The organism is Paraburkholderia graminis, from assembly GCF_003330785.1.
In the GTDB taxonomy this organism is placed as follows: Bacteria; Pseudomonadota; Gammaproteobacteria; order Burkholderiales; family Burkholderiaceae; genus Paraburkholderia; species Paraburkholderia graminis.
Genome location: NZ_CP024935.1, coordinates 1,002,459 through 1,022,049 on the forward strand (window position 1 = coordinate 1,002,459; position 19,591 = coordinate 1,022,049).

General features: G+C 65.2%; 19 protein-coding genes. 11 read left to right on the forward strand and 8 right to left on the reverse strand.

Annotated elements, in window-relative coordinates:
* Positions 1 to 136 precede the first annotated feature (136 nt).
* The gene (locus CUJ91_RS22720) at positions 137 to 4,861 is read right to left on the reverse strand and encodes a DEAD/DEAH box helicase (protein ID WP_114157208.1); all 4,725 of its coding nucleotides are present in this window, start codon (positions 4,859 to 4,861) and stop codon (positions 137 to 139) included.
* Positions 4,862 to 5,102: 241 nt separating this feature from the next.
* Between CUJ91_RS22720 and CUJ91_RS22725 the strand changes: the two genes are divergently transcribed.
* Positions 5,103 to 6,152 (forward strand): aldo/keto reductase, encoded by a 1,050-nt coding sequence (locus CUJ91_RS22725; RefSeq protein WP_114157209.1) that lies wholly within the window; start codon positions 5,103 to 5,105, stop codon positions 6,150 to 6,152.
* Positions 6,153 to 6,464: 312 nt separating this feature from the next.
* On the opposite strand, the gene CUJ91_RS22735 is transcribed toward CUJ91_RS22725, so the two are convergent.
* From CUJ91_RS22735 to CUJ91_RS22750, 4 genes are all read right to left on the reverse strand, one after another.
* Entirely contained in the window at positions 6,465 to 7,037 is a 573-nt protein-coding gene (locus tag CUJ91_RS22735) for an FUSC family protein (RefSeq protein ID WP_114157210.1), read from the reverse strand.
* Between the two features lie 67 nt (positions 7,038 to 7,104).
* A complete protein-coding gene (locus tag CUJ91_RS22740) occupies positions 7,105 to 8,424 on the reverse strand; it encodes a cation:proton antiporter (RefSeq protein WP_006046951.1) in 1,320 nt (439 codons plus the stop codon).
* 162 nt (positions 8,425 to 8,586) lie between these two features.
* Positions 8,587 to 8,997 carry a DUF3175 domain-containing protein gene (locus tag CUJ91_RS22745; protein ID WP_107709896.1) on the reverse strand — a complete coding sequence of 137 codons (411 nt, stop codon included), beginning with the start codon at positions 8,995 to 8,997 and terminating at the stop codon, positions 8,587 to 8,589.
* A gap of 197 nt (positions 8,998 to 9,194) precedes the next feature.
* Entirely contained in the window at positions 9,195 to 9,710 is a 516-nt protein-coding gene (locus CUJ91_RS22750; RefSeq protein WP_006046953.1) for a PRC-barrel domain-containing protein, read from the reverse strand.
* 237 nt (positions 9,711 to 9,947) lie between these two features.
* On the opposite strand from CUJ91_RS22750, the gene CUJ91_RS22755 reads away from it, so the two are divergent.
* Positions 9,948 to 10,244 (forward strand): hypothetical protein, encoded by a 297-nt coding sequence (locus CUJ91_RS22755; protein WP_114157211.1) that lies wholly within the window; start codon positions 9,948 to 9,950, stop codon positions 10,242 to 10,244.
* Positions 10,245 to 10,318: 74 nt separating this feature from the next.
* On the opposite strand, the gene CUJ91_RS22760 is transcribed toward CUJ91_RS22755, so the two are convergent.
* The gene (locus tag CUJ91_RS22760; protein ID WP_114157212.1) at positions 10,319 to 11,689 is read right to left on the reverse strand and encodes a DNA topoisomerase IB; all 1,371 of its coding nucleotides are present in this window, start codon (positions 11,687 to 11,689) and stop codon (positions 10,319 to 10,321) included.
* A gap of 199 nt (positions 11,690 to 11,888) precedes the next feature.
* Between CUJ91_RS22760 and CUJ91_RS22765 the strand changes: the two genes are divergently transcribed.
* From CUJ91_RS22765 to CUJ91_RS22785, 5 genes are all read left to right on the forward strand, one after another.
* Positions 11,889 to 12,236 (forward strand): hypothetical protein, encoded by a 348-nt coding sequence (locus CUJ91_RS22765; protein ID WP_006046956.1) that lies wholly within the window; start codon positions 11,889 to 11,891, stop codon positions 12,234 to 12,236.
* A gap of 185 nt (positions 12,237 to 12,421) precedes the next feature.
* Positions 12,422 to 12,973 (forward strand): type 1 glutamine amidotransferase domain-containing protein, encoded by a 552-nt coding sequence (locus tag CUJ91_RS22770; RefSeq protein ID WP_029965665.1) that lies wholly within the window; start codon positions 12,422 to 12,424, stop codon positions 12,971 to 12,973.
* Between the two features lie 71 nt (positions 12,974 to 13,044).
* Positions 13,045 to 13,611, forward strand: coding sequence for a DUF4142 domain-containing protein (locus CUJ91_RS22775; protein ID WP_006046958.1), 567 nt, complete (start codon positions 13,045 to 13,047; stop codon positions 13,609 to 13,611).
* Positions 13,608 to 13,952, forward strand: a complete 345-nt coding sequence (locus CUJ91_RS22780; RefSeq protein WP_029965663.1) for a DUF1488 family protein — start codon at positions 13,608 to 13,610, stop codon at positions 13,950 to 13,952. The genes CUJ91_RS22775 and CUJ91_RS22780 overlap by 4 nt, the downstream gene beginning before the upstream one ends.
* A 125-nt stretch (positions 13,953 to 14,077) precedes the next feature.
* Positions 14,078 to 14,659, forward strand: a complete 582-nt coding sequence (locus CUJ91_RS22785) for a hypothetical protein (RefSeq protein WP_006046960.1) — start codon at positions 14,078 to 14,080, stop codon at positions 14,657 to 14,659.
* Positions 14,660 to 14,779: 120 nt separating this feature from the next.
* On the opposite strand, the gene CUJ91_RS22790 is transcribed toward CUJ91_RS22785, so the two are convergent.
* Positions 14,780 to 15,037, reverse strand: a complete 258-nt coding sequence (locus CUJ91_RS22790) for a hypothetical protein (RefSeq protein ID WP_114158033.1) — start codon at positions 15,035 to 15,037, stop codon at positions 14,780 to 14,782.
* 296 nt (positions 15,038 to 15,333) lie between these two features.
* Between CUJ91_RS22790 and CUJ91_RS22795 the strand changes: the two genes are divergently transcribed.
* Positions 15,334 to 15,783 (forward strand): ferritin-like domain-containing protein, encoded by a 450-nt coding sequence (locus CUJ91_RS22795; RefSeq protein WP_006046964.1) that lies wholly within the window; start codon positions 15,334 to 15,336, stop codon positions 15,781 to 15,783.
* A gap of 104 nt (positions 15,784 to 15,887) precedes the next feature.
* On the opposite strand, the gene CUJ91_RS22800 is transcribed toward CUJ91_RS22795, so the two are convergent.
* Entirely contained in the window at positions 15,888 to 16,226 is a 339-nt protein-coding gene (locus CUJ91_RS22800) for a BON domain-containing protein (RefSeq protein WP_006046965.1), read from the reverse strand.
* Between the two features lie 339 nt (positions 16,227 to 16,565).
* Here CUJ91_RS22800 and CUJ91_RS34040 point away from each other — a divergent pair, with 339 nt between their 5' ends.
* The 3 genes from CUJ91_RS34040 to CUJ91_RS22810 all read left to right on the forward strand — a co-directional run bounded on the left by CUJ91_RS34040 (position 16,566) and on the right by CUJ91_RS22810 (position 19,554).
* Positions 16,566 to 16,748 (forward strand): hypothetical protein, encoded by a 183-nt coding sequence (locus CUJ91_RS34040; protein ID WP_132384603.1) that lies wholly within the window; start codon positions 16,566 to 16,568, stop codon positions 16,746 to 16,748.
* The gene (locus tag CUJ91_RS22805) at positions 16,735 to 18,213 is read left to right on the forward strand and encodes an RNA polymerase factor sigma-54 (protein ID WP_006046966.1); all 1,479 of its coding nucleotides are present in this window, start codon (positions 16,735 to 16,737) and stop codon (positions 18,211 to 18,213) included. Before CUJ91_RS34040 ends, CUJ91_RS22805 begins: the two co-directional genes overlap by 14 nt.
* A gap of 171 nt (positions 18,214 to 18,384) precedes the next feature.
* Positions 18,385 to 19,554 (forward strand): pyridoxal phosphate-dependent aminotransferase, encoded by a 1,170-nt coding sequence (locus CUJ91_RS22810; protein ID WP_114157213.1) that lies wholly within the window; start codon positions 18,385 to 18,387, stop codon positions 19,552 to 19,554.
* Positions 19,555 to 19,591: the final 37 nt, after the last annotated feature.

Genomic DNA, 19,591 nt, shown 5'->3' on the forward strand with positions numbered 1-19,591 from the left:
GCGCGCGTCGATCGGTAAAAGGGAGTGTGGAGGGTGCGTGGTGAGGCATTCTTTACATCGGGGCGTCGCGCATGGGGCATCCGGCGCGCGGCGCCCGCGGCTGATGCGGCTTACGCCGCTTACGCGGCGCCAGGCATCAGAAGCGCCGCGTCAGCCAACTCCGCGCGCGCTCGCGCTCAGCCGGGCTTGCTTCGAGCGACGCGTCGAACCAGAACGCGCCCGCAACCAGCGTGGCCACGACGACGCCGTCACGATACAGAACGCGGTTGCCGCCCACAGCCGGCACCCGTTCCCCGACCAGCAGCGTGCCCGCCAGATTCAACGGATCGGTGCCGCCGACGCACACAAAAGCACCATCGTTCGCATGCCTTCGTACTTCGCGCAGCAACGGAATCGCTTCGGGCAACGCGAATTGCTCGCCGGCCAATCCATTGACGAAGCGGCCGCCGCGAATCACGCCGCGCGCTTCGAGCCGCTGATACACACGAAGCAGATCGCGCCACGGCGGCAGCCAATCGGCTTCGCGCTCGAGCAGGCGCCAGAAAACGACGCCGTAGCGCCGCAGCAACGTCATCGCGACATGTTCGACGATCTCGGGCGGCAACGTGCGCCGCCGCGGACTTTGCAGTGATTGCGGCGGCGCCTCGTTCGCGCTGACGGCCGCAGGAACAGGGCGGTTGACGAGCGCCCAGCGCCCGGCATCGTCCATTCCGCCGATCAGCGCCGTCGAGCGCACACGCCGGCTGCCGGAATAAGCATTGCGTTTGGCGGCCGGCTTCAGCAGCGCGCGAAGGCCCGCGAAACTGTCCGAGTTCACGAGACCGGCCGCCACCAGTTCGCCGAGCGCGTTTTCCAGTTCGATACGCAAGACGCGAAGTTCGTGCAGCAATTCGTCGAAGAACATCGCGCCGTGTTGCGACAGCGCGTCGTGAACCGCTTGCGCACGCGGCGACAACTCCGGCTGACGCGCCGGATCGATCAGCGCGCTCCATACGCGCACCTGTGGACGCGGCAGCAACACGATAGGCGTGCCGCGCACGGGGCCCGCTGCGCTGCGCGAGCGCTCGGTGAGCCGCGTCCAGACGATCTTGCCGGCGCGGCATAGTTCGTCGAGCGAAGTATTCGTGTACGCCTTCACGCGCGCGGGCAGAATGTCTTCCTCCCAGGCGCTGGCCGCGGCCTCGAAACCTTCCAGTTGTTCGAGCACGGCCGCGAGCGCATCGCGGCCTTCGCTGCGCGTGTCCGGCGTCAGATGCTGCCACTCGAACAGAAAACGCATGAAGTCGTGGCGTTCGACCGGCTCGATTTCGCGGCGCAAGCGCTTGACCGTGTAGCGGTGGATGCGCGCGAGCAGGTGCCGCTCGCACCATTCGTCGCCGGGTGCGTCGGGTGCCTGGAGCGCTTGCGGCGTGAAGCGGCCGCGCATCACATAGCCCTCGGCTTCGAGGCGGATGAGCGCCTGTTCGACCGATGTCTGCGGCAGCCGCAGCGTGTCCGCAATCGCAGCGGCGGGCAGCGGGCCGAAGCCGGTCAGCCGCGCGCGCAGCACGTCGACGAGGGCGTCGTCGGCGGTCCACTCGTCGGTGTAGCCCTTCGGCGCGGTCAGCGGCGGCGCGAAGCGCGGGCCGTCCGGCTCCGGGTAAAGCGCGGCGAAGCAGGTGAGCCGTTCGGCGGGCAGCCACAGCGCGGCGTCGGCGGCGTCGGCGGCAATTTGCAGGCGGGTTGCGCGGCCCGACTGCGCGAGCGACTCGAGCCATTGCGGCCAGCCTTCGTTCCCGCGTGCCTCAGCCTCGGTGATGCACGCGAGGCCCGTGAGCGCCTCGTGCATTTCGTCGACGCTGCGCGCCTGCGGCCAGGCTTCGTCGCGCACGCTCGCAATCGCGTCGGGGTCGAGCGCGCCGAGGTCGTCGGCGCTCGACGGATCGGTCCAGCGGCGGTTGAGCACGGCCTGCGTGCGACGCTCCTCGATGGGCGCGTCGTCGAGATAAGCGTAGGGCTTCGCGTTGAGGATTTCGGCGGCAAGCGGCGAGGGCGCAGGCAGATCGCGCGCGACGAGCCGCACGTCGCCGCTTTCGATACGGCGCAACAGCGCGATCCAGCGCTCGCTGTCCATCGCGTCGTGCAGACAGTCGTCGACGGTCTGATCGACTAGCGGATGACGCGGCAGTTCGCGCTCGCCGACCACGTTCTCGAGACACGCGGCCTGTTCGGGAAAGACGCTCGTCAGCAGATCCTCGCTGCGCATGCGCTGCAATTGCGGCGCCGTCTTGCGTCCGCCGGTGTAGCGCGGCAGTCCGAGCGCGGTCGTCGCGTTCCAGCGCCAGCGCACGCCGAAAAGCGGCGCGTCGAGCAGCGCCTGGATCAGCAGATGTTCGGCGCTCGCCGAATGCAGATAGCGCCACACTTCGTCGAGCACGAACGAGTGGCTGCCGGTCAGCGACAGCACGATCGCGTCTTCGGTCGCGGCCGCTTGCAGCTCGAAGTTGAACTGGCGGCAAAAGCGCTTGCGCAGCGCGAGGCCCCACGCGCGATTCACGCGGCTGCCGAACGGCGCATGGATCACGAGCTGGGTGCCGCCCGATTCGTCGAAGAAGCGCTCCATCACGAGCGTGTCATGCGTCGGCAATACGCCGAGCGCGGCGCGCGCCCGTGCGAGATAGTCGACGATCTGACGCGCCGCGGCTTCGTCAAGGCCGAGCTCGGCGATGAGCCAGTCGATCGCGCGTTCGAGGCGCGCGGGCATGGGGTTGTTGGGGGTTTGTGTCGGCTGGGTGACTTCTGTGACCTCTGTGACTTCTGTGACCTCTGTGACCTCTGTGACCTCTGTGACCTCTGTGACCTCTGTGACCTCTGTGACCTCTGTGGCTTGCTTGGCTTGCTTGGCTTGCTCGGCTTCGGCGGGCGCTTCGCCATTCGTTGTCCGCTTGCTTTGCAACCGCGCTCGCGTCTTCGGCGACTGCGCAATGAGTGGCGCCGCGGACGCCGCCGCCTCGTCCGCCTCCAGCAGCCGCGCGATCTGCTCGCGCAGCCGCGCGACGCCCAACGACAATTCATCGCTGCGGCCCGGCGCCTCGCCGAGCCAGAACGGAATGTTGGGCGGCTGGCCCTGCGCATCCTCGACGCGCACGCGGCCGCTTTCGATCCGCAGAATCCGGTACGACGCGTTGCCGAGCTGGAACACATCGCCCGCGAGACTTTCGACCGCGAAATCTTCGTTGACCGTACCGATGTTGATCGCTTGCGGCTCGAGCACGACCGCATAGTCGGCGTTCTCGGGAATCGTGCCGCCCGACGTGACCGCGACGAGTTTGCCGCCGCGCCGCCCGCGCAACGTGCCGCTCACCACGTCGCGATGGAGGTAGGCGGCGCGCGGTCCGTTGCGGCTCGTGTAGCCCTCGGCGAGCATGCGCAGCACCGCGTCGTACTGCTCGCGCGTGAGTTCCGCGTAGGGCGCGGCGCGTCGCATCAGGTCGAACAGCGCGTCCTCGCTCCATTCGGCGCTCGACACCTCGGCGACGATCTGTTGTGCGAGCACGTCGAGCGGCGCGCGCGGAATGCGCAGCGCGTCCAGTTCGCCGCGCCGCACGCAATCGAGCAGCGCGGCGCATTCGATCAGATCGTCGCGCGAAGTCGGGAAAAGCCGGCCTTTGGGCATGCCGCCGACCTGGTGGCCCGAGCGTCCGACGCGTTGCAGAAACGGCGCGATCGCGCGCGGCGAACCCATCTGGCAGACCAGATCGACGTCGCCGATGTCGATGCCGAGTTCCAGCGACGCCGTCGCGATCAGTACCCGGAGTTCGCCGCGCTTGAGCCGCTGTTCGGCGTCGAAACGATGCTCTTTCGCGAGGCTGCCGTGGTGCGCGGCGACGGCCTCCTTGCCGAGCCGCTCGGTCAGATGACGCGCGGCGCGTTCGGCCATGCGCCGCGTGTTGACGAAGATCAGCGTCGTGCGATGCAGCGCGACGAGTTCGGCGAGCCGGTCGTAGACGCGCTCCCACACTTCGTTCGGCATTACCGCTTCGAGCGGCACGGGCGGGATTTCCAGCGCGAGATCGCGCGCGCGGATATGGCCGACGTCGATGATCGCGCAATCAGCCGGAATATCGCTGTCGATGCTCGCGCCGCCTACGAGAAATCGCGCAACCGCGCTCACCGGTTTTTGCGTCGCGGACAGGCCGATACGCGGCAGACGGCGGCCGCACAACGCGTCGAGCCGCTCGAGGCTGAGCGCCAGATGGCTGCCGCGCTTGCTGCCCGCGAGCGCATGGATTTCATCGACGATCACCGTGCGCACCGTCGACAGCATCCGCCGGCCCGAGTCCGAGCCGAGCAGCACGTATAGCGATTCCGGCGTGGTGACGAGAATGTGCGGCGCGCGCTTTCGGAGCGCGTTGCGCTCCTGCTGCGTGGTGTCGCCGGTGCGCACGGCGGTGCGGATGTCGAGCGGCGGCAGCCCGCGCGCGTCGAGTTCGGCGGCGATGCCTTGCAACGGTATCTGCAGGTTGAGGCGGATGTCGTTGGAAAGCGCCTTGAGCGGCGACACGTAGACCACCAGCGTTTCGTCGGGCAGCGCGCCGTGGTTCGCGAGACCTTGCTGGACGAGATCGTCGAGCGCGGACAGGAACGCGGTGAGCGTTTTGCCGGAACCCGTCGGCGCGGCGACGAGCGTCGAGCGGCCACGGCGGATCTGCGGCCACGCGGCGGCTTGCGCGTCGGTCGGCGCGGGGAAGGTCTTCAGGAACCAGCCGGCCACCGCGGGGTGGAAGGCCGCGAGCGGGCCGCCGTGCTCGGCTGCATGCGCAGCGGGCGGGGTGGCGGCGGTCGTGGTCGCTGTCGTGGTGGCGGTGGCGGCTGAAGTCATATTCGCTTAGATGGGGACGCGATGCCCAATATCCAGACGACGGAAAACCCCCTGCGTTGCGAGAAAACCGCAATCGCGGGATGGGGAAATCAGTCTCGCAGGTTTTGATGGGGTTTGCCAAATGCTGCATCGGTCGATGGTTCGACCGCAAACTTGCTGCGCCCGCCACCCAACCGACCCGACCCAATTCCAGTACCCTTTACAGCTAACCCGTCCACTCACCCACAACGGAGTTCCGACAATGCGATACAACCAGCTTGGCCGTACCGGCGTCTTCGTTTCAGAACTGTGCCTCGGCACGATGACCTTCGGCGGCGGCGAAGGCATGTGGAAGCAGATCGGCGATTTGCAGCAGGCGGACGCCGAGCGGCTGGTCGGCCGGGCGCTCGACGCGGGCATCAATTTCATCGACACCGCCGACGTCTATGCCGAAGGCCTGTCCGAGCAGATCACAGGCCAGGCGCTGAAGAATCTCAAGGTGCCGCGCGACAAGGTCGTCATGGCCACCAAGGTGTTCGGCCCGACCGGAGAGTTTCCGAATGCGCGGGGCGCGTCGCGGTATCACATCATCGACGGAGTGAAGGCCAGTTTGAAGCGCCTGCAACTCGATCACGTCGATCTGTATCAGATTCACGGTTTCGATCCGGCCACGCCGATCGAGGAAACCGTGCGCGCGCTCGATACGCTCGTGCAGCACGGCCACGTGCGCTATGTCGGCGTGTCGAACTGGGCGGCCTGGCAGATCGTGAAGGCGCTTGGCATCGCCGAGCGTCTGGGGCTCGCGCGCTTCGAAACCCTTCAGGCTTATTACACCGTCGCGGGCCGCGACCTCGAGCGCGAACTGGTGCCGATGCTGCAAAGCGAAGGCCTCGGACTGATGGTATGGAGTCCGCTCGCGGGCGGGCTGCTGAGCGGCAAATACGGCCGCGAGCAGCAGGGTGAAGCGGGCAGCCGGCGCACCACGTTCGACTTCCCGCCGGTCGATCGCGAACGCGCGTACGGCTGTATCGACGCGATGCGCGAGATCGCCGAAGCTAAGCGCGTGTCGGTCGCTCAGATCGCGCTGGCCTGGCTGCTGCATCAGCGGGTGGTGACGTCGGTGATCGTCGGCGCGAAGAAAGTCGAGCAACTCGACGACAACATCGCGGCCACCGGCGTCGCGCTCACCGCTGACGACCTGGCGAAGCTCGATCAGGTGAGCGCGCTGCCCGCCGAGTATCCGGGCTGGATGCTCGCGCGCCAGGGCGAGGCGCGCCGCAAGCAGCTAGAGGAAGCGCGCCGTCTGGTGTGACGCTTTGCGTAAAGTGCGGCCGCTTCGTCGATACGCCGGGTTCGTCGGCCTTGCTGCTGAACGCGCTGCGCGATCCGTTGCACGGATTTCCTCATGCAAATCCGTATGACGATTAACGATCGCCTGCGATCCGCAGCGCCGGACCGCAGCGCAGCGCCGCGAAAATCGGCGAAACGATGCGCTATCAATCTGAAGCGGCGCTCGGCAAAGCGTCTCAGCAAACCGTCGACGTGACGCCGCGCCGCTACCGACGTCCACCGCACGACAACGCGCCGGCTGCAACTGCCTGGCGCGGACGGCGAACCCTGGCCCTCAGCGCGCATCGTCGCCCGCGCCGAACACGCGTTTTTCGACAACCGACATCAACCATGCGACCAGCAACGCGCACACGGTGCCGAGCGTCACTTCGCCGAGGCGCAGGATCGCCCTGTCCCACGCGGGGCCGATGCCCGGCACCAGCAGCATGATGGTCGCGGTGATGCCGCCGAGCCGCGCCGCGCTGCCCACGTTGACGATCCAGCAGATCACGATGGCCGCCGCCACCGTCGCCGCGTAGGCCGCGAAATAGCCGTCGCCGAGCGTCGCGCCCGCGAGCCCGCACAGCCCGCCGACCATCGCGCCGATGAACTGGTCGCGCGACAGCTTACGCGTGTCGATATAGCTGTGCTGGCTCACGGCAATGGCGGTGATCGCGGCCCAGAACGCCTGCTCGGTGTGGAGCGCCTGGCCGATGCCGAACGCGAGGCTCGCGCCCGCCACCGCCTGCAATGCCATCAGGCAGCCTTCGACGAGCCGCTCGCCGAACGGCAGCGATTTGAGGAAGGCGAACAGCGACTCGCCGGCGCTTGTGCGTTTCGTTCGTGCTGGGTGATCGGAAGGTGTCATCGGCGGGCGAGGTAGCAAAGGCTGGTGAAAACGAAAGGTACGCGAGCGGCGAAAGGCCGCCCGTATTCTAGCTTTCGCTACGACGCAGCCGGCGATAACGGTTCATCAGCGGCGTCGCCGACACGCCGTGAATCACCACCGACGCAGTCACCACCGCGAGCGCGAGCGGCACGAGCGGCTTGATGTCGGCGGCTGGCCCGTGTTCGAGCGAATACGCGAGGTAGTAGAACGAGCCCACGCCGCGAATCCCGAACCAGCTCATCAGGCGGCGCTGCGTCGGCGAAGCGGCCGAGCCGATCAACGACAACGCGACCGACGCCGGCCGCACGAACATGAAGAGCGCAATGACGAGCGCGAGCGCCTGCCACGTGAAGAGCGGCGCGGCGAGCGTGGCGAGCACGTTGCCGACCATCGCCATGATGATCACTTCGGCGATACGTTCCAGTTCGATCGTGAAGCCGAGCACCGACTCGGTCATGAACGCGTGCGCCTTGTCGGGATCGGACGCGGTCGCTTCGACGTCGGCGGAATCGACGGTGCCGATCGTTTCGCGCGGCGACGTGCCGCCGCTCGCGCGATATTCGACGCGGCGCATCGACACGCCCGCCGCGAACACCGCGAGAAAACCGTAGGTATGCGCGAGTTGGGCCGCGCCGAACGACAGGCCGATCAACCCGAGCGCGAAGAAACCTTCGAGGCCGAGCGCATGCGCAAAGCGCGTGCGCAGCCAGGCGACCGCATGGGTCGTCACCCAGCCGAGCAGCGCGCCGATCGCGATGGCGCCGAGCACGCCCCACACGGCGGACGCGGCGAGTTTAAGGTTGAGCACGTCGCCCGCGCCCGCGCCGTGCATCGCGCAAAACGCGAGGCCGATCATCGCGAAGGGCAACGCGATGCCGTCGTTCAGACCGCCTTCGCCGGAGAGCGCGAATCGCAACAGATCGTGATCGCCGGGGTTATGCACCTGCACGTCGTGGGCAAGCACCGGGTCCGTCGGCGCAAGAATCGCGGCCAGCAGAATCGCGGGCCCCCAGCCGAGATGAAGCACGTACACGCAGAAGAGGGCGAGCAGCGGCACGGTGGCGAGCATCGCAAGAAAGCCGAGACGCAGCGGCACCATCCACAGTTTGTCGAGCACGCCGACGCGCAGGCGCAACCCGATCGCGAAGAGCGACACCAGCAGCGCGACTTCGGTGAGCATGCGCAGCAAGTGCGCGTCGGCGGCCATGTCGAGGTGCAGCAGTCCGACGCCCGGCGGCCCGAGCGCGTAGCCGATCGCGACATACACCATCGCCGCGCTGACGGGCAGGCGGCGCAGCGTCGTCGCGGCCACGCCCATGAAAACGAGCACGGAGCCGACGATGAGAAACCACAAAGTTTCGTGCATGAGCATCCAGTCAAGGCCGGCATGCAAACGGCGCGTGCCGGCCGGGGTGGAAGGGCGCAAGCCTTGATGCGTCACGCGCACATGAGGGCATGGCAGCGCATGTGATGCGTCAGAGCGCGCATGAATGCGGTGAAAGGCGAATGGATGCGGACGAAAGCGGCTTCAGGGCGCGCGTCCAAACGCTTCGCGCAGCTTGCGCTTGGCTTGCTCCAGCGTTGCGCGGCGAGTTTTCGGCAGGTTTCGGCCCGCGCGGTTGATGTAGAAATTGAGCATCGACATCGCCGATTGAAACGGTGTGCCTTTGCGGCGGCGGCTTTTCGTCGACGACTGTTTGAGCGACTGCGCGATTTCCTCCGCGTTGCCGTTCTTGAAGATGTCCCGCTGGAGGTCCATCGCGTCGCTCGTTTCCATCACGTGATGCGACCACTTGTGCGGGCTCTTGCCGCCGTTCGCGCGCGACGCCTTCTTGTGCTGCGCCGCATGAGCCTGCGCGTGACGTTGCCGCGGCGGACGTCCGGACCGGCTTCGCGCCTTCGGGCGCTTCGTCTTGCGTGTGGTCTTGCTGGTGGCCATCGGAGCCGCCTCCTTTGCCAGATGTCTGGTGCTGTTTGCGCGGGTCGCGGCCGCTTGTCATACCGGATTCGTGATGCGCGATGCGCGACGCCGTTCTCTCGTTCGAAATTAAAAGCGCCGGCCGCCGCAACGGCGGCATGCCGGCGCGTAGTCTATAAACCGCGCAGCGAACCGCGCGGTTTCGCGTGCCTCGCTGATTACAGCTTCACGCCACCGGCTTCCGGCGCGTCCGACGAGCCTGCCGGAATATCGCCGACGCCGGCGTCATCGCGCATGTCGAAGCGGTCGCGGCTCCAGTACGGCTCGCTGCCGTAGTACTGGTGCACGGACGTGGCCCATGTCGCGTCCGCCATCGACGGCCAATGGTCCTTGTCGAATCCCGGCGCGTTTTTCACGCGCTCCGCCGGCATGTTCAGCACGAAGCATTTCTGCTCGGTGTCGAGCGTGAGCGCGTGCCACGGAATGGCGAGCAGCTTGTCGCCGATGCCGAGGAAGCCGCCGCTCGAAAGCACTGCATACGCGATACGCCCTGAGCGCACGTCGAGCATGATGTCCTTGATCTTGCCGATGTCCTCGCCGTCGCTGCTGAGCACTCTGTTGTCGTCGAGTGTGTCTGCCGCCATTACGTCCGGGCCCGGGCCTTCCGCCGTCGCGCTGCCTTTACCGACGATGCGTGCGCCTTGCGTGCCTTGCGTCTGACTTTGCATGACCATGATCTGTCTCCTTCGCAGGTTTGGGGGTGATGACGAGTGCAGCAACGCGCGTTCCTCGTCCGCTTTCGCCAAGCGTTTGCCACGCGCTCGCGCGGTCCGCGTAAATGATGCGCGCCCCATTGAAATTCCTGCGCCGGTGCCGTGCTTTCGAACGCGTTGTAAAGAATGCGCTCGGCATGTCGATTGCTCGATTCATGGTGAGCATCATGAATCCACGCATCTGTGGGAGACCTCATCATGAACAACCGAATTCACTATCAGTCGAACATCTGCGGCGGCGATTTCGCGCATGTACTCGAATGCTTTCGCGACTGGAAATCGCAGACGCTCGTGTATCGCAGGAATCAGCGCATGTTCGAAGGCAAGCAGGAAGTCCGGCCCTTGACCGAGCGCGTGTTCCCCAACGGCGAGATCGCGCATGAAGCGCTCGCGCAGATTTGCGATCCGCGCGATCCTTATGCGTTGGCCGCGGAAATCCGCGACGGCGAGCGCGACGTGTGGCTCGTAATGGCCGCGTTCGAGGAGAAAATGTGATTCGTTGCCCGAACTAATTGCGTGGTGTACGCGGTGCAATCATGCAGCGCAGCGCTGATCCGAAGTGAGCCGATTCAACTCGCAGCCGGTTTGTCCGTGGACTGCGGCGAGCCGACGCGCTCCCCCGCGGCTCGCCGCGCGCTTCGCGCGCCGGCTTTCCGGCTGGCCTTTCCCGTGACTTCCTCGTTGACCTTAGCGCGGGCAGCCCGGCCGGTTTTTGCGCCGGCTTTCGCTGCTGCCTTGTTCGCTTCCTTGCGAATCACACGCGACTTCTGAAGCAGTGTCGAAATCGAGCCGTTGATGCTGTCGGCGGCTTGTGCTTCGCGCAGCTTGCGGCCCTTCGCGCCCGCCTGACGCGCGAGTTTCGCCGCGCGTTTTTCCGCATGTGCGAGCAACGCGGCAAACGCCACTTCGTCCACTTTCAGACCGCGCCTCGACTGGCCCGGCGGTAAGGTCTGCAATTCGTCGGCTTCGAAGGCGCTGATGACGGCCGGATGGATATAGCAGCGCCGGCAGACGGCGGGCGTATTGCGCAGCAGGCCCGCGACTTCCTTCACGGTCGCGACGATATGGCGACGCGCTTCCGTGGCGCTATCGCACACGAGCCGCCGCAGCGTTGCGAGCGCATACACGCTGCCGGCCCATGTCCGATAATCTTTCGCGGTGAAGTCGGCGCCGCTTGCACGGCGCAGATAGTCGTTGATGTCGGCAGAGCCGACGGTGCGGCGCGTGCCGTCCTCGTCGAGATACTGGAACAGGTCGTGCCCCGGCAGTTCGGCACAGCGCCGCACGATGCGCTTCACGCGCGGGTCGTCGACCGTGACGTCGTGCTCGATGCCGCTCTTGCCGCGAAACCTGAAACGCAACTGTCCCGCTTCGACTTTCACATGTTTCTTGCGCAGCGTCGTCAAACCGTATGACTGATTTTCGCGCGCATATTCGACGCTGCCGACGCGCACAAGCGTCGTATCGAGCAGCCGCACGACGGCCGCGAACACCTTGTCGGCAGGCATGCCCGGCAGTTCGAGATCGCGCGCGACGCGGGCGCGAATCCTCGGCAACGCGCGGCCGAATTCCGCCATGCGTTCGTACTTGTCCGCGTCGCGCGTTTCGCGCCAGCGCGGGTGATAACGGTATTGCTTGCGGCCGCGCACGTCGCGTCCGGTCGCCTGAATGTGGCCGCGCGGATCGGGGCAAATCCATACGTCCTCATAGGCGGGCGGAATCGCGAGCGAGTTGATGCGCTGGATTTCCGCTTCGTCTTCAATGCGTTTTCCTTCGACGTCGAAATACGCGAAGCCTTCTTTCTCGCGCTTGCGCGTGTAGCCAGGCTTGCTGTCGTCGGCGTGGCGCAGACCGGGCGGCATCGCGGCGGGCGCGGCCTGCTTCGCGCTGTCGTCGGTCGATGCATGACCGTTTTGAGTTGTGCTGTTCGTCATAGCCATCTTCGCAGGTAGAACTTTCAAGCGTGAAGCGCGTTGCGCCAGTGATGGCCCGGAGCAAGGCCGGTGCCTGGCGCATACGCTGCGAGTGTGCGGGCGGAACGGTCCTTGCGAACAACGTCATACGTATCAACGCAAACGCAAACGCAAACGCAAACGCAAGCGCAACGCAAACGCAAACCCAACCGAAAAGGAGAGCGCCATGAGCAGCACGCTGAATCCCGATGAAGAGCCGCAACAGGTGGTGAAGCAGACCTCCGGCACGACGGGCACGTTGGGACCGAGCGATTCGTCCGATAGCGGCAGCGATGTCGCCGGCGAGAAGCGTCACGAGTTCGACGTCGAAACTGAACTGGACAATCACGCGCTCGAAACCGGGGAAGCCGAACTCGCCAGCGACACCGATCGCGCCGGCACGGGCGAGCGCGCCGCAGCCGACGGCGATTCGACGCTCGATCCCGATCGCGATATCGAGCCCGATCACATCGTGCGGCCATCGGCAGCCGATGACGGCGACGACGGTCTCGACGAGGACCCCACCGGTCTTTAATCGACCTGTCCGGTTCACACCCAACGCGCCGCAACGCCGGCCCAGCGGGCGGCGCAGCCAGATCAACGGGCACGCGCGGGCGGCAGGCACATGCCTTGCTGCCGCATAGTCAATGAGTAGCGAATCACGGAGGCGGCCGCGTCGAACGCGTGCCGCCCCGCACTGGAATTGAAGGAGAGAACGCAATGGCTAACAGCCTCGACGGTCTGAAGATAGCGGTACTCGCAGTCGACGGTTTCGAACAGGCGGAACTGGTCGAGCCGAAACGCGCGCTTGCCGAAGCGGGCGCGACCGTGCATGTGATTTCACAGAAGCCGGGCAAGATCCAGGGCTTCAAGCACGTCGACAAAGGCGACACGGTCGACGTCGATTCGACTTTCGACAAAGCCACCGCCGACGACTACGACGCAGTCGTGTTGCCAGGCGGCGTGGTGAACGGCGATGCGATTCGTTTGCTGCCACAGGCGCAGGCCTTCGTCAAAGCCGCCGACAGCGCGAAGAAGCCGATCGCGGTGATTTGCCACGGCACGTGGCTGCCCGTATCGGCGGGAATCATCAAGGGTCGAACGGTGACGAGTTGGCCGAGTCTGCAGGACGACATTCGCAACGCGGGCGGCACATGGGTCGATCAGGAAGTGGTGGAAGACAACAACCTGATTTCGAGCCGCAAGCCCGATGACATTCCCGCATTCAACAAGGCGCTGATCGGGCAACTGTCGAAACGCAAGGCGGCATGAGCGGCGCAACGCGATTCGCGCATGCGGCGAGCGAGCAGCGCCGGTGACTCCGTAAGCAAGGGAGAAAAAGCATGAAACTACGGTATTCCCTACAAGTGATGACTGTCGCGCTCGGTCTTGGCGTGGCGTCGGCCGGCGCGGTCCACGCGCAGGCAAGCGACGCCCCGGCAAGCGATGCGCCCGCAGGCGGCACGCAGCTCTCGCCCGCGGATCAGCAGTTCATCCAGGACGCTTCGCAATCCGACGCCACCGAAATCGCCGCGAGCAAGATCGCGTTGAAGAATTCGCGTGATCCGCGTGTGAAGAAGTTCGCGCAGCAGATGATCACCGATCATACAAAGCTCTCGCAAAGCATGGCCGCGCTCGCCGCGAAGAAGCGGCTGCCGGCGGCGGGTGCGGCCGATTCGGCACTCGTCGGCAAACTGCAAACGCTCAAGGGCCAGCAGTTCGATGAAGCGTACGTCGAGCAGGTCGGGGTCGAGGCGCATCAGCGAGCGGTCGATCTGTTCCAGCAGCAAAGCCAGAGCGGCACCGACTCGCAACTGAAGGCTGCGGCGGCGCGCGCGCTGCCCGTCATCAAGCATCATCTCGAGATGGCGAAGCAGCTCGCCGGCACCATGAAGGGTTCTTCATCATGAACGCTATCCTGCCGCGGCCTGCCTATGAGGACTCCCTTATGCAGATCACTTTCCCCGACGACAAGCCGACCTTCGACGGCGCGAACCTGACGGTTCGCTTCATGGCGCGCGTGGACGGCGAACCGGTTGTCTGCGCGATTACCGTCGAGGCGCTCGAGGATCACTTCGGCGCGCAGTCGCCGCTCGAAAGCGCCTTGATGGAGGCCTTCGACAAGGGCCGCAACCGGATCCGTTCGGTATGCGCCGAAGCGCTCGACCAGAACAACGGCGAAGGCGTAATCTTGCATAGCGGACTGTTCCGGGTGGAAGGCATGGAACCCGATCGCGGCAACGCTGCCTGAGTCCATCGCGCCGCTGCTCCGCTGCTCCGCTGCTCGCCGCCGGTCTTCGTCAACTCCTCGCCACAAGGCGCACCGCGGTTCGCGAGCGTCGTCTGTAAAAACGCATCACGATGCAAGGAGGCCTTATGTCACTCATCGTCGCAGCACGCTTTACGACTTTTCCCGCCGCTGAGGAAGCGGCGCAAAAACTCTTCAATGCAGGCTTCGTCGAAGAAGACGTCACGCTTTTCTTCGTCAATCCGCGCGGTCAGCATGCGCGTTTTCCGATTGGCGGCGACGTGCATACCGACGCCGGTGCGAAAGGCGCGCCGAAGGGCGCCGGTCTCGGCGTGACGGTCGGCGCGGTGGCGGGCGCGATCATCGGCGTCGGCATCTTCGCGGCGTTCTCGGCGCCGCTGCTTGTCTCTGTGATTGCGGCGGGCGTCGGCGCCTATATCGGCTCGCTTGCCGGCGCGATGTGGCGCACACGCAAGGACGGCGACGCAGGAAACGGCGCGGTGTTTCACCAGGAGGCGCGCGATTCGGGCGTGCTCGTCGCCGTGCACGTATCGCCCGACAATCAGCTCGAGGCGGCGCGCGTGCTGCGTGAAGCGGGCGGTGTGTCGATCGAGCGCGCAACGGGCCGTTGGCAGCAGGGGCGCTGGGCCGACTTCGATCCGTTGAAGCAGCCGGTGCCGCTCAACGAGTACAGCGAGAAGCGCGCTTGATGGACGCTCGTACGAGCGCTGCGTAACAGCGAGTAGGCCCGACAACTTAACGTCGGGCCTTTTCTTTTACGGACCGCAAACCGCGGAACACGCGTACAGCTTGCCTTGGACCCTTGCGGTTTATACCCAGATGCGTGCGGCGCCGCGCTGCGGCAGTGGCAGCGCATGCTCCGCCGGCGGTTGCTCGCGCGCCGGCTCGCATGAAGCCGGAATGATGCCGTTGCGCGACGTGCCGCATGACGAAGGCGCCGTTCGTACGCTTTCGGGCGTGCTTGCCGTAACGCCTGTAGGCGGGTCCATATGCTGACGAATCTGAAACACGCCCGCCGACGTGACGATCGCGACGGTGGCCAGAAGCTCTGCGCTGCTGATCTTCATGATGTTGCTCTCCCTGTCGTTGCTGCCCGCGATTCTTTTCAACTCTTGTGCACTGCATGACATCGCGCGGGCGAGATGAAGGGAGCAACGCACATGCCAATCCCAACAGCTTGCTGTGCATGCGTCGTTCGACACGCCAGGCACGCGCCGTGCGAGTAGTTGAGTGAACTCCGTCGCGTATGCATTCATGAGCAGTTCATGAGCAACTCACGACAAATCAGGGCACGCGCATGGCAACACACGCGCTAACCCTCGCGACGGATTCCGCGATTAACGAAACCCCTTGGAGGTATTGAATGGCTACGAACGTTGTTTCCGTGCTGAACGATCTCGTCGAAACATCGAAGGATGGAGAAAAGGGCTTTCGCAAGGCAGCCGAAGATGCGCGCGACACGCAGTTGAAGACGCTCTTCCTCACGCGTGCCGAAGACTGCGCCCGCGGCGCACGCGAACTGCAGGATGTGGTTCAGCGTTTGGGCGGCAAGCCGGAAACGGGTGGCAGCGTGAGCGGCGCGCTGCATCGCGGTTGGGTCGACATGAAGTCGGCGGTGACGGACCGCAGCGATCATCAGATACTCGTCGAGGTCGAGAAGGGCGAGGACGTCGCGAAGAAGAGCTATCACGACGCGCTCGAAAAAGAATTGCCCGCGGATGTGCGCGCGATCGTTGAGCGTCAATATCAGGGCGTGCTGCAGAACCACGACCGCGTGCGTGATCTGCGCGATCAGTATGCGGCGAAGAGCTAACGGCTAAGCCTCGCGTTCACGCAAAAAAGCCGTCCGCATGCGGACGGCTTTCTCTTTGCCCGGCGCGGAATTCATGAAACGCGCCGGGCTTGCTGCAACCGCATTTACTCGGCTGCGATTTTCAGGCGGTTCTTGACGCTCGTCACACCCTTCACGCCTTCCACGACGTCCTGGGCGGCGAGTTTATCGTCGGCGGAAGGCACGGTGCCCGTGAGCCACACGACGCCCTTGCGCGTCTTCACATGGATATGCGTGGACTTCACGTTCTTCGCGCCCAGCAGTTCTGCCTTGACCTTCGTGGTGATCGTGCCGTCGTCGATATGCTGACCGATGCTTTCCGACGATGCGGGCGGCGCCGAGGCGCTGGTTTGCGCGGTAGCGTTCAGTGCGAATGCGACACACGCGATGCTGCCTGCGGTCTTCAACAGATGGATGGTCTTCATGGTTCCTCCTTCGGGTGTTGATGAAATGGCGGTCTTGTTGCCTGCGGTCGATCGCGGCCTGCGCCGCCGATGACTCGCGTGGGATCGTTGCCGCTACGGTTCCGTCAGGGCCCGTTATCGACACCGGCCGGGTCTTCGCAGTCGTTGCGCCTCAGTCGTTAAACGATTAGCGCCGGATGCGAGGACACACGTCCGTCCACATAGAGCCGGGGCGCAAAGTCCGTGCCCGCGAATCAGTGCGCGCAGTGCAAAGCCGGTCGAGCCCCGATTGCAGCGGCGCTTTTCCGCTGATGAATAAGCGCTCAGCACGCCACGAAAGGGCGGAGCAAAAGATAAGAAGTGAACCCGGAATTTGCCGCCTCGCTTGTAAAAAAGGCGCCGCGCGGGGCCGCAATTCGCAAGCCCGAAAAAGCAAAGGCTAGAAAAAACAGCGTGTTGCAAAAGCTGGTACGGCAGTTGCTCTGTTCAGGTTGCTCTTTACTTCAGCTATTCATGGGACCTCAACACGATGCCTTCAATTGAACTTCGCACAAGGCAGTCTCTTGCACTCACGCCGCGCTTGCAGCAGTCCGTGCGTCTGTTGCAGCTATCGTCTCTGGAGTTCCAGCAGGAGTTGCGAACCGCGCTCGATACGAACCCCTTCCTCGAATACGATTCGTCGGAAACGGAAGACGTCGCGCTCGCAACGCCGACCCCCGACGAAGCCGGCGCGCTGCCCGCCACCGATGCGGTCGCAGCCGCCGAGCCCGACGCGTTGCCCGCCGAAGCGGTGACGAGCGAGACGCTCGACAGCGGCGGCCCGGACGACATGCCGGGAGACTTCTCGGGCGACTACAGCAGCCGCAGTTCCGCACGCCAGAACGGCGATTCCGACGGCAGCGATCCGGCCGAATGGGCGCGCTCGCAGCCGACCTTGCGCGAGCAGTTGCATGACGCGCTGCGTCTATACCGGCTGGACGACCGCGATCGCGCCGTGGCGCGCTTCATCATCGAGGCGCTCGACGACGACGGTTATCTACGCCAGGACCTCGCGGATCTCGCGGACAGCGTCGATCTCGAGCCCGAGTTGACCGAAGAAGAATTGCTGGTGGCGCTGCGCCTCGTGCAATCGCTCGACCGTCCGGGTCTCGGCGCACGTTCGCTGTCGGAATGCCTGCTGCTGCAGGTCAACGCGTTGCCCGCGGAGACGCCGGGGCGCGACGTGGCGCGGCAGATCGTCGAGCATCATCTCGAACGGCTTGCGCGTCGCGAGCAGGCCGAATTGCAGAAGCAGATTGGCTGCAGCGCAGAAGAACTACGCGTGGCCTGCGCGCTCGTGCGCAAGCTCGACCCGAAGCCGGGCAACTGCTATGGCCGCACCGAGGACAACTACGTCGTGCCCGATGTGATCGTGCGTCAGGTGCGCAACAAGTGGGTCGTGACGATCAACCCCGCGGTGCAGCCGCGCGCGCGGATTCACCGCATGTATGCCGAGCTGTTCGCGCAGTCCGCGGGCGCGAGCCGTTCGCCGCTCGCGCAGCAGCTTCAGGAAGCCCGCTGGTTGATCAGGAATGCGCAACAACGCTTCGATACGATTCAACGCGTGGCCGAATGCATCGTCGCGCATCAGAAGGCGTTCTTCCAGTACGGCGAAATCGCGCTGAAGCCGATGGTGCTGCGCGATGTCGCCGACGAACTCGGTCTTCACGAATCGACCATCTCGCGCGCGACCGGCAACAAATATATGGCCACGCCCCGCGGCATTTTCGAATTCAAGCATTTCTTCCCGCGTGAACTCGGCACGGAAAGCGGCGGCACCTGTTCCGCGGCCGCGGTGCGCGCGCTGCTCAAGGAGATGATCGCCGCGGAAAACACGCGCGATCCGCTGTCCGATGTGACGCTTGCGAAGATGCTCGCCGATCAGGGCGTGCTCGTCGCGCGCCGCACGGTCGCGAAGTATCGTCATCTGATGAAAGTGCCGCCGGCGGAGTTGCGCCGCCAGGTTTGAGCCGCGAGTTCGAGTCGCGAATTGAGTCGGCTCGACGTTTGTTGCATGCGGTGATTCGATCGAAACTGAAGCGCCACGCGAGACTGTCCGCCCGCGTGGCGCTTTTTCGTATCTGGACGTTTCGCGCACGCCCCATTACATTGGCGGGTCAAATGGAAACGGGTGAGCGCGATGAAGTATTCGAGTCGGGTCGAGGGTTTGCAAGGCAGGCGCACGTCGGCGTGGGAAATTCATCGGGTCGCGCAGCAGGCGGCCGCGAAGGGCGAGGACGTGATCGTGCTCAGCGTCGGAGACCCCGACTTCGCGACGCCTGCGCCGATCGTCGAGCGCGCCGTCGACGCGTTGCGCGGCGGCGATACGCACTACAGCGCGGTCTCCGGCCGCGATCCGTTGCGTGCGGCGATTGCCAGCGAACACTCGCGCATGAGCGGCGTCGCGGTCGCGCCGGCCAACGTGATCCTCACCGCGGGCGCGCAAAACGGCGTGTTCGCCACGTCGCTGTGTCTGCTCGAAGCAGGCGACGAAGTCATCGTTCCAGAGCCGATGTACCTCACGTACGAAGCCTGCGTGCGTGCGGCGGGAGCGACGCTCGTGCCGGTGCCGGTGGACCCCGCGCGTGCGTTCCACCTCGATTGCGACGCTCTCGAAAGAGCGGTCACCTCGCGCACCAAGGCGATCTTCTTCGCGACGCCCTGCAATCCGACGGGCGTCGTCATGCCGCGCGCGGATCTCGAGCGGATTGCGCGCGTCGCCTGCGAGCACGATCTGTGGGTGCTGTCCGACGAAGTCTATGCCGACCTCACGTTCGAGCGCGAACATGTGAGCATCATGTCGCTGCCGGGCATGGCGGAGCGCACGGTGACGCTAGGCAGTCTGTCGAAATCGCATGCGATGGCGGGCTGGCGCGTCGGTTGGGCAATCGGGCCGACGCAATTGATCGAACACATGGGGCGGCTCGCGCTCGCGATGCTGTACGGCTTGCCGGGTTTCATCCAGCAGGCCGCGCTGACGGCGCTGCAAGAGAAGGCGCGAATCGTCGATGAAATGCGCGAGATTTACCGGCGCCGCCGCGACGTCGTGTTCGAGCACTTGAGCCGCATTCCGCGCTTGCGCTGCCTGCTTCCCGAAGCCGGCATGTTCATGATGGTCGACGTCAGCGGCACAGGTCTCGATACGATGGATTTCACGTGGCGGCTGTTTCGCGCGCAAGGCGTGTCGGTGCTCGATGCAAGCGCGTTCGGCGAGACCGCTAACGGCTTCGTGCGCCTGGGCTTCGTGGTGGATGAAGCGCGTCTTGCCGAGGCATGCAAGCGGATTGCGGCGTTTGTGGCGACGGTATAATTCATTCGCGATTCCGCAAGTGCCTTGCATTCGCCAA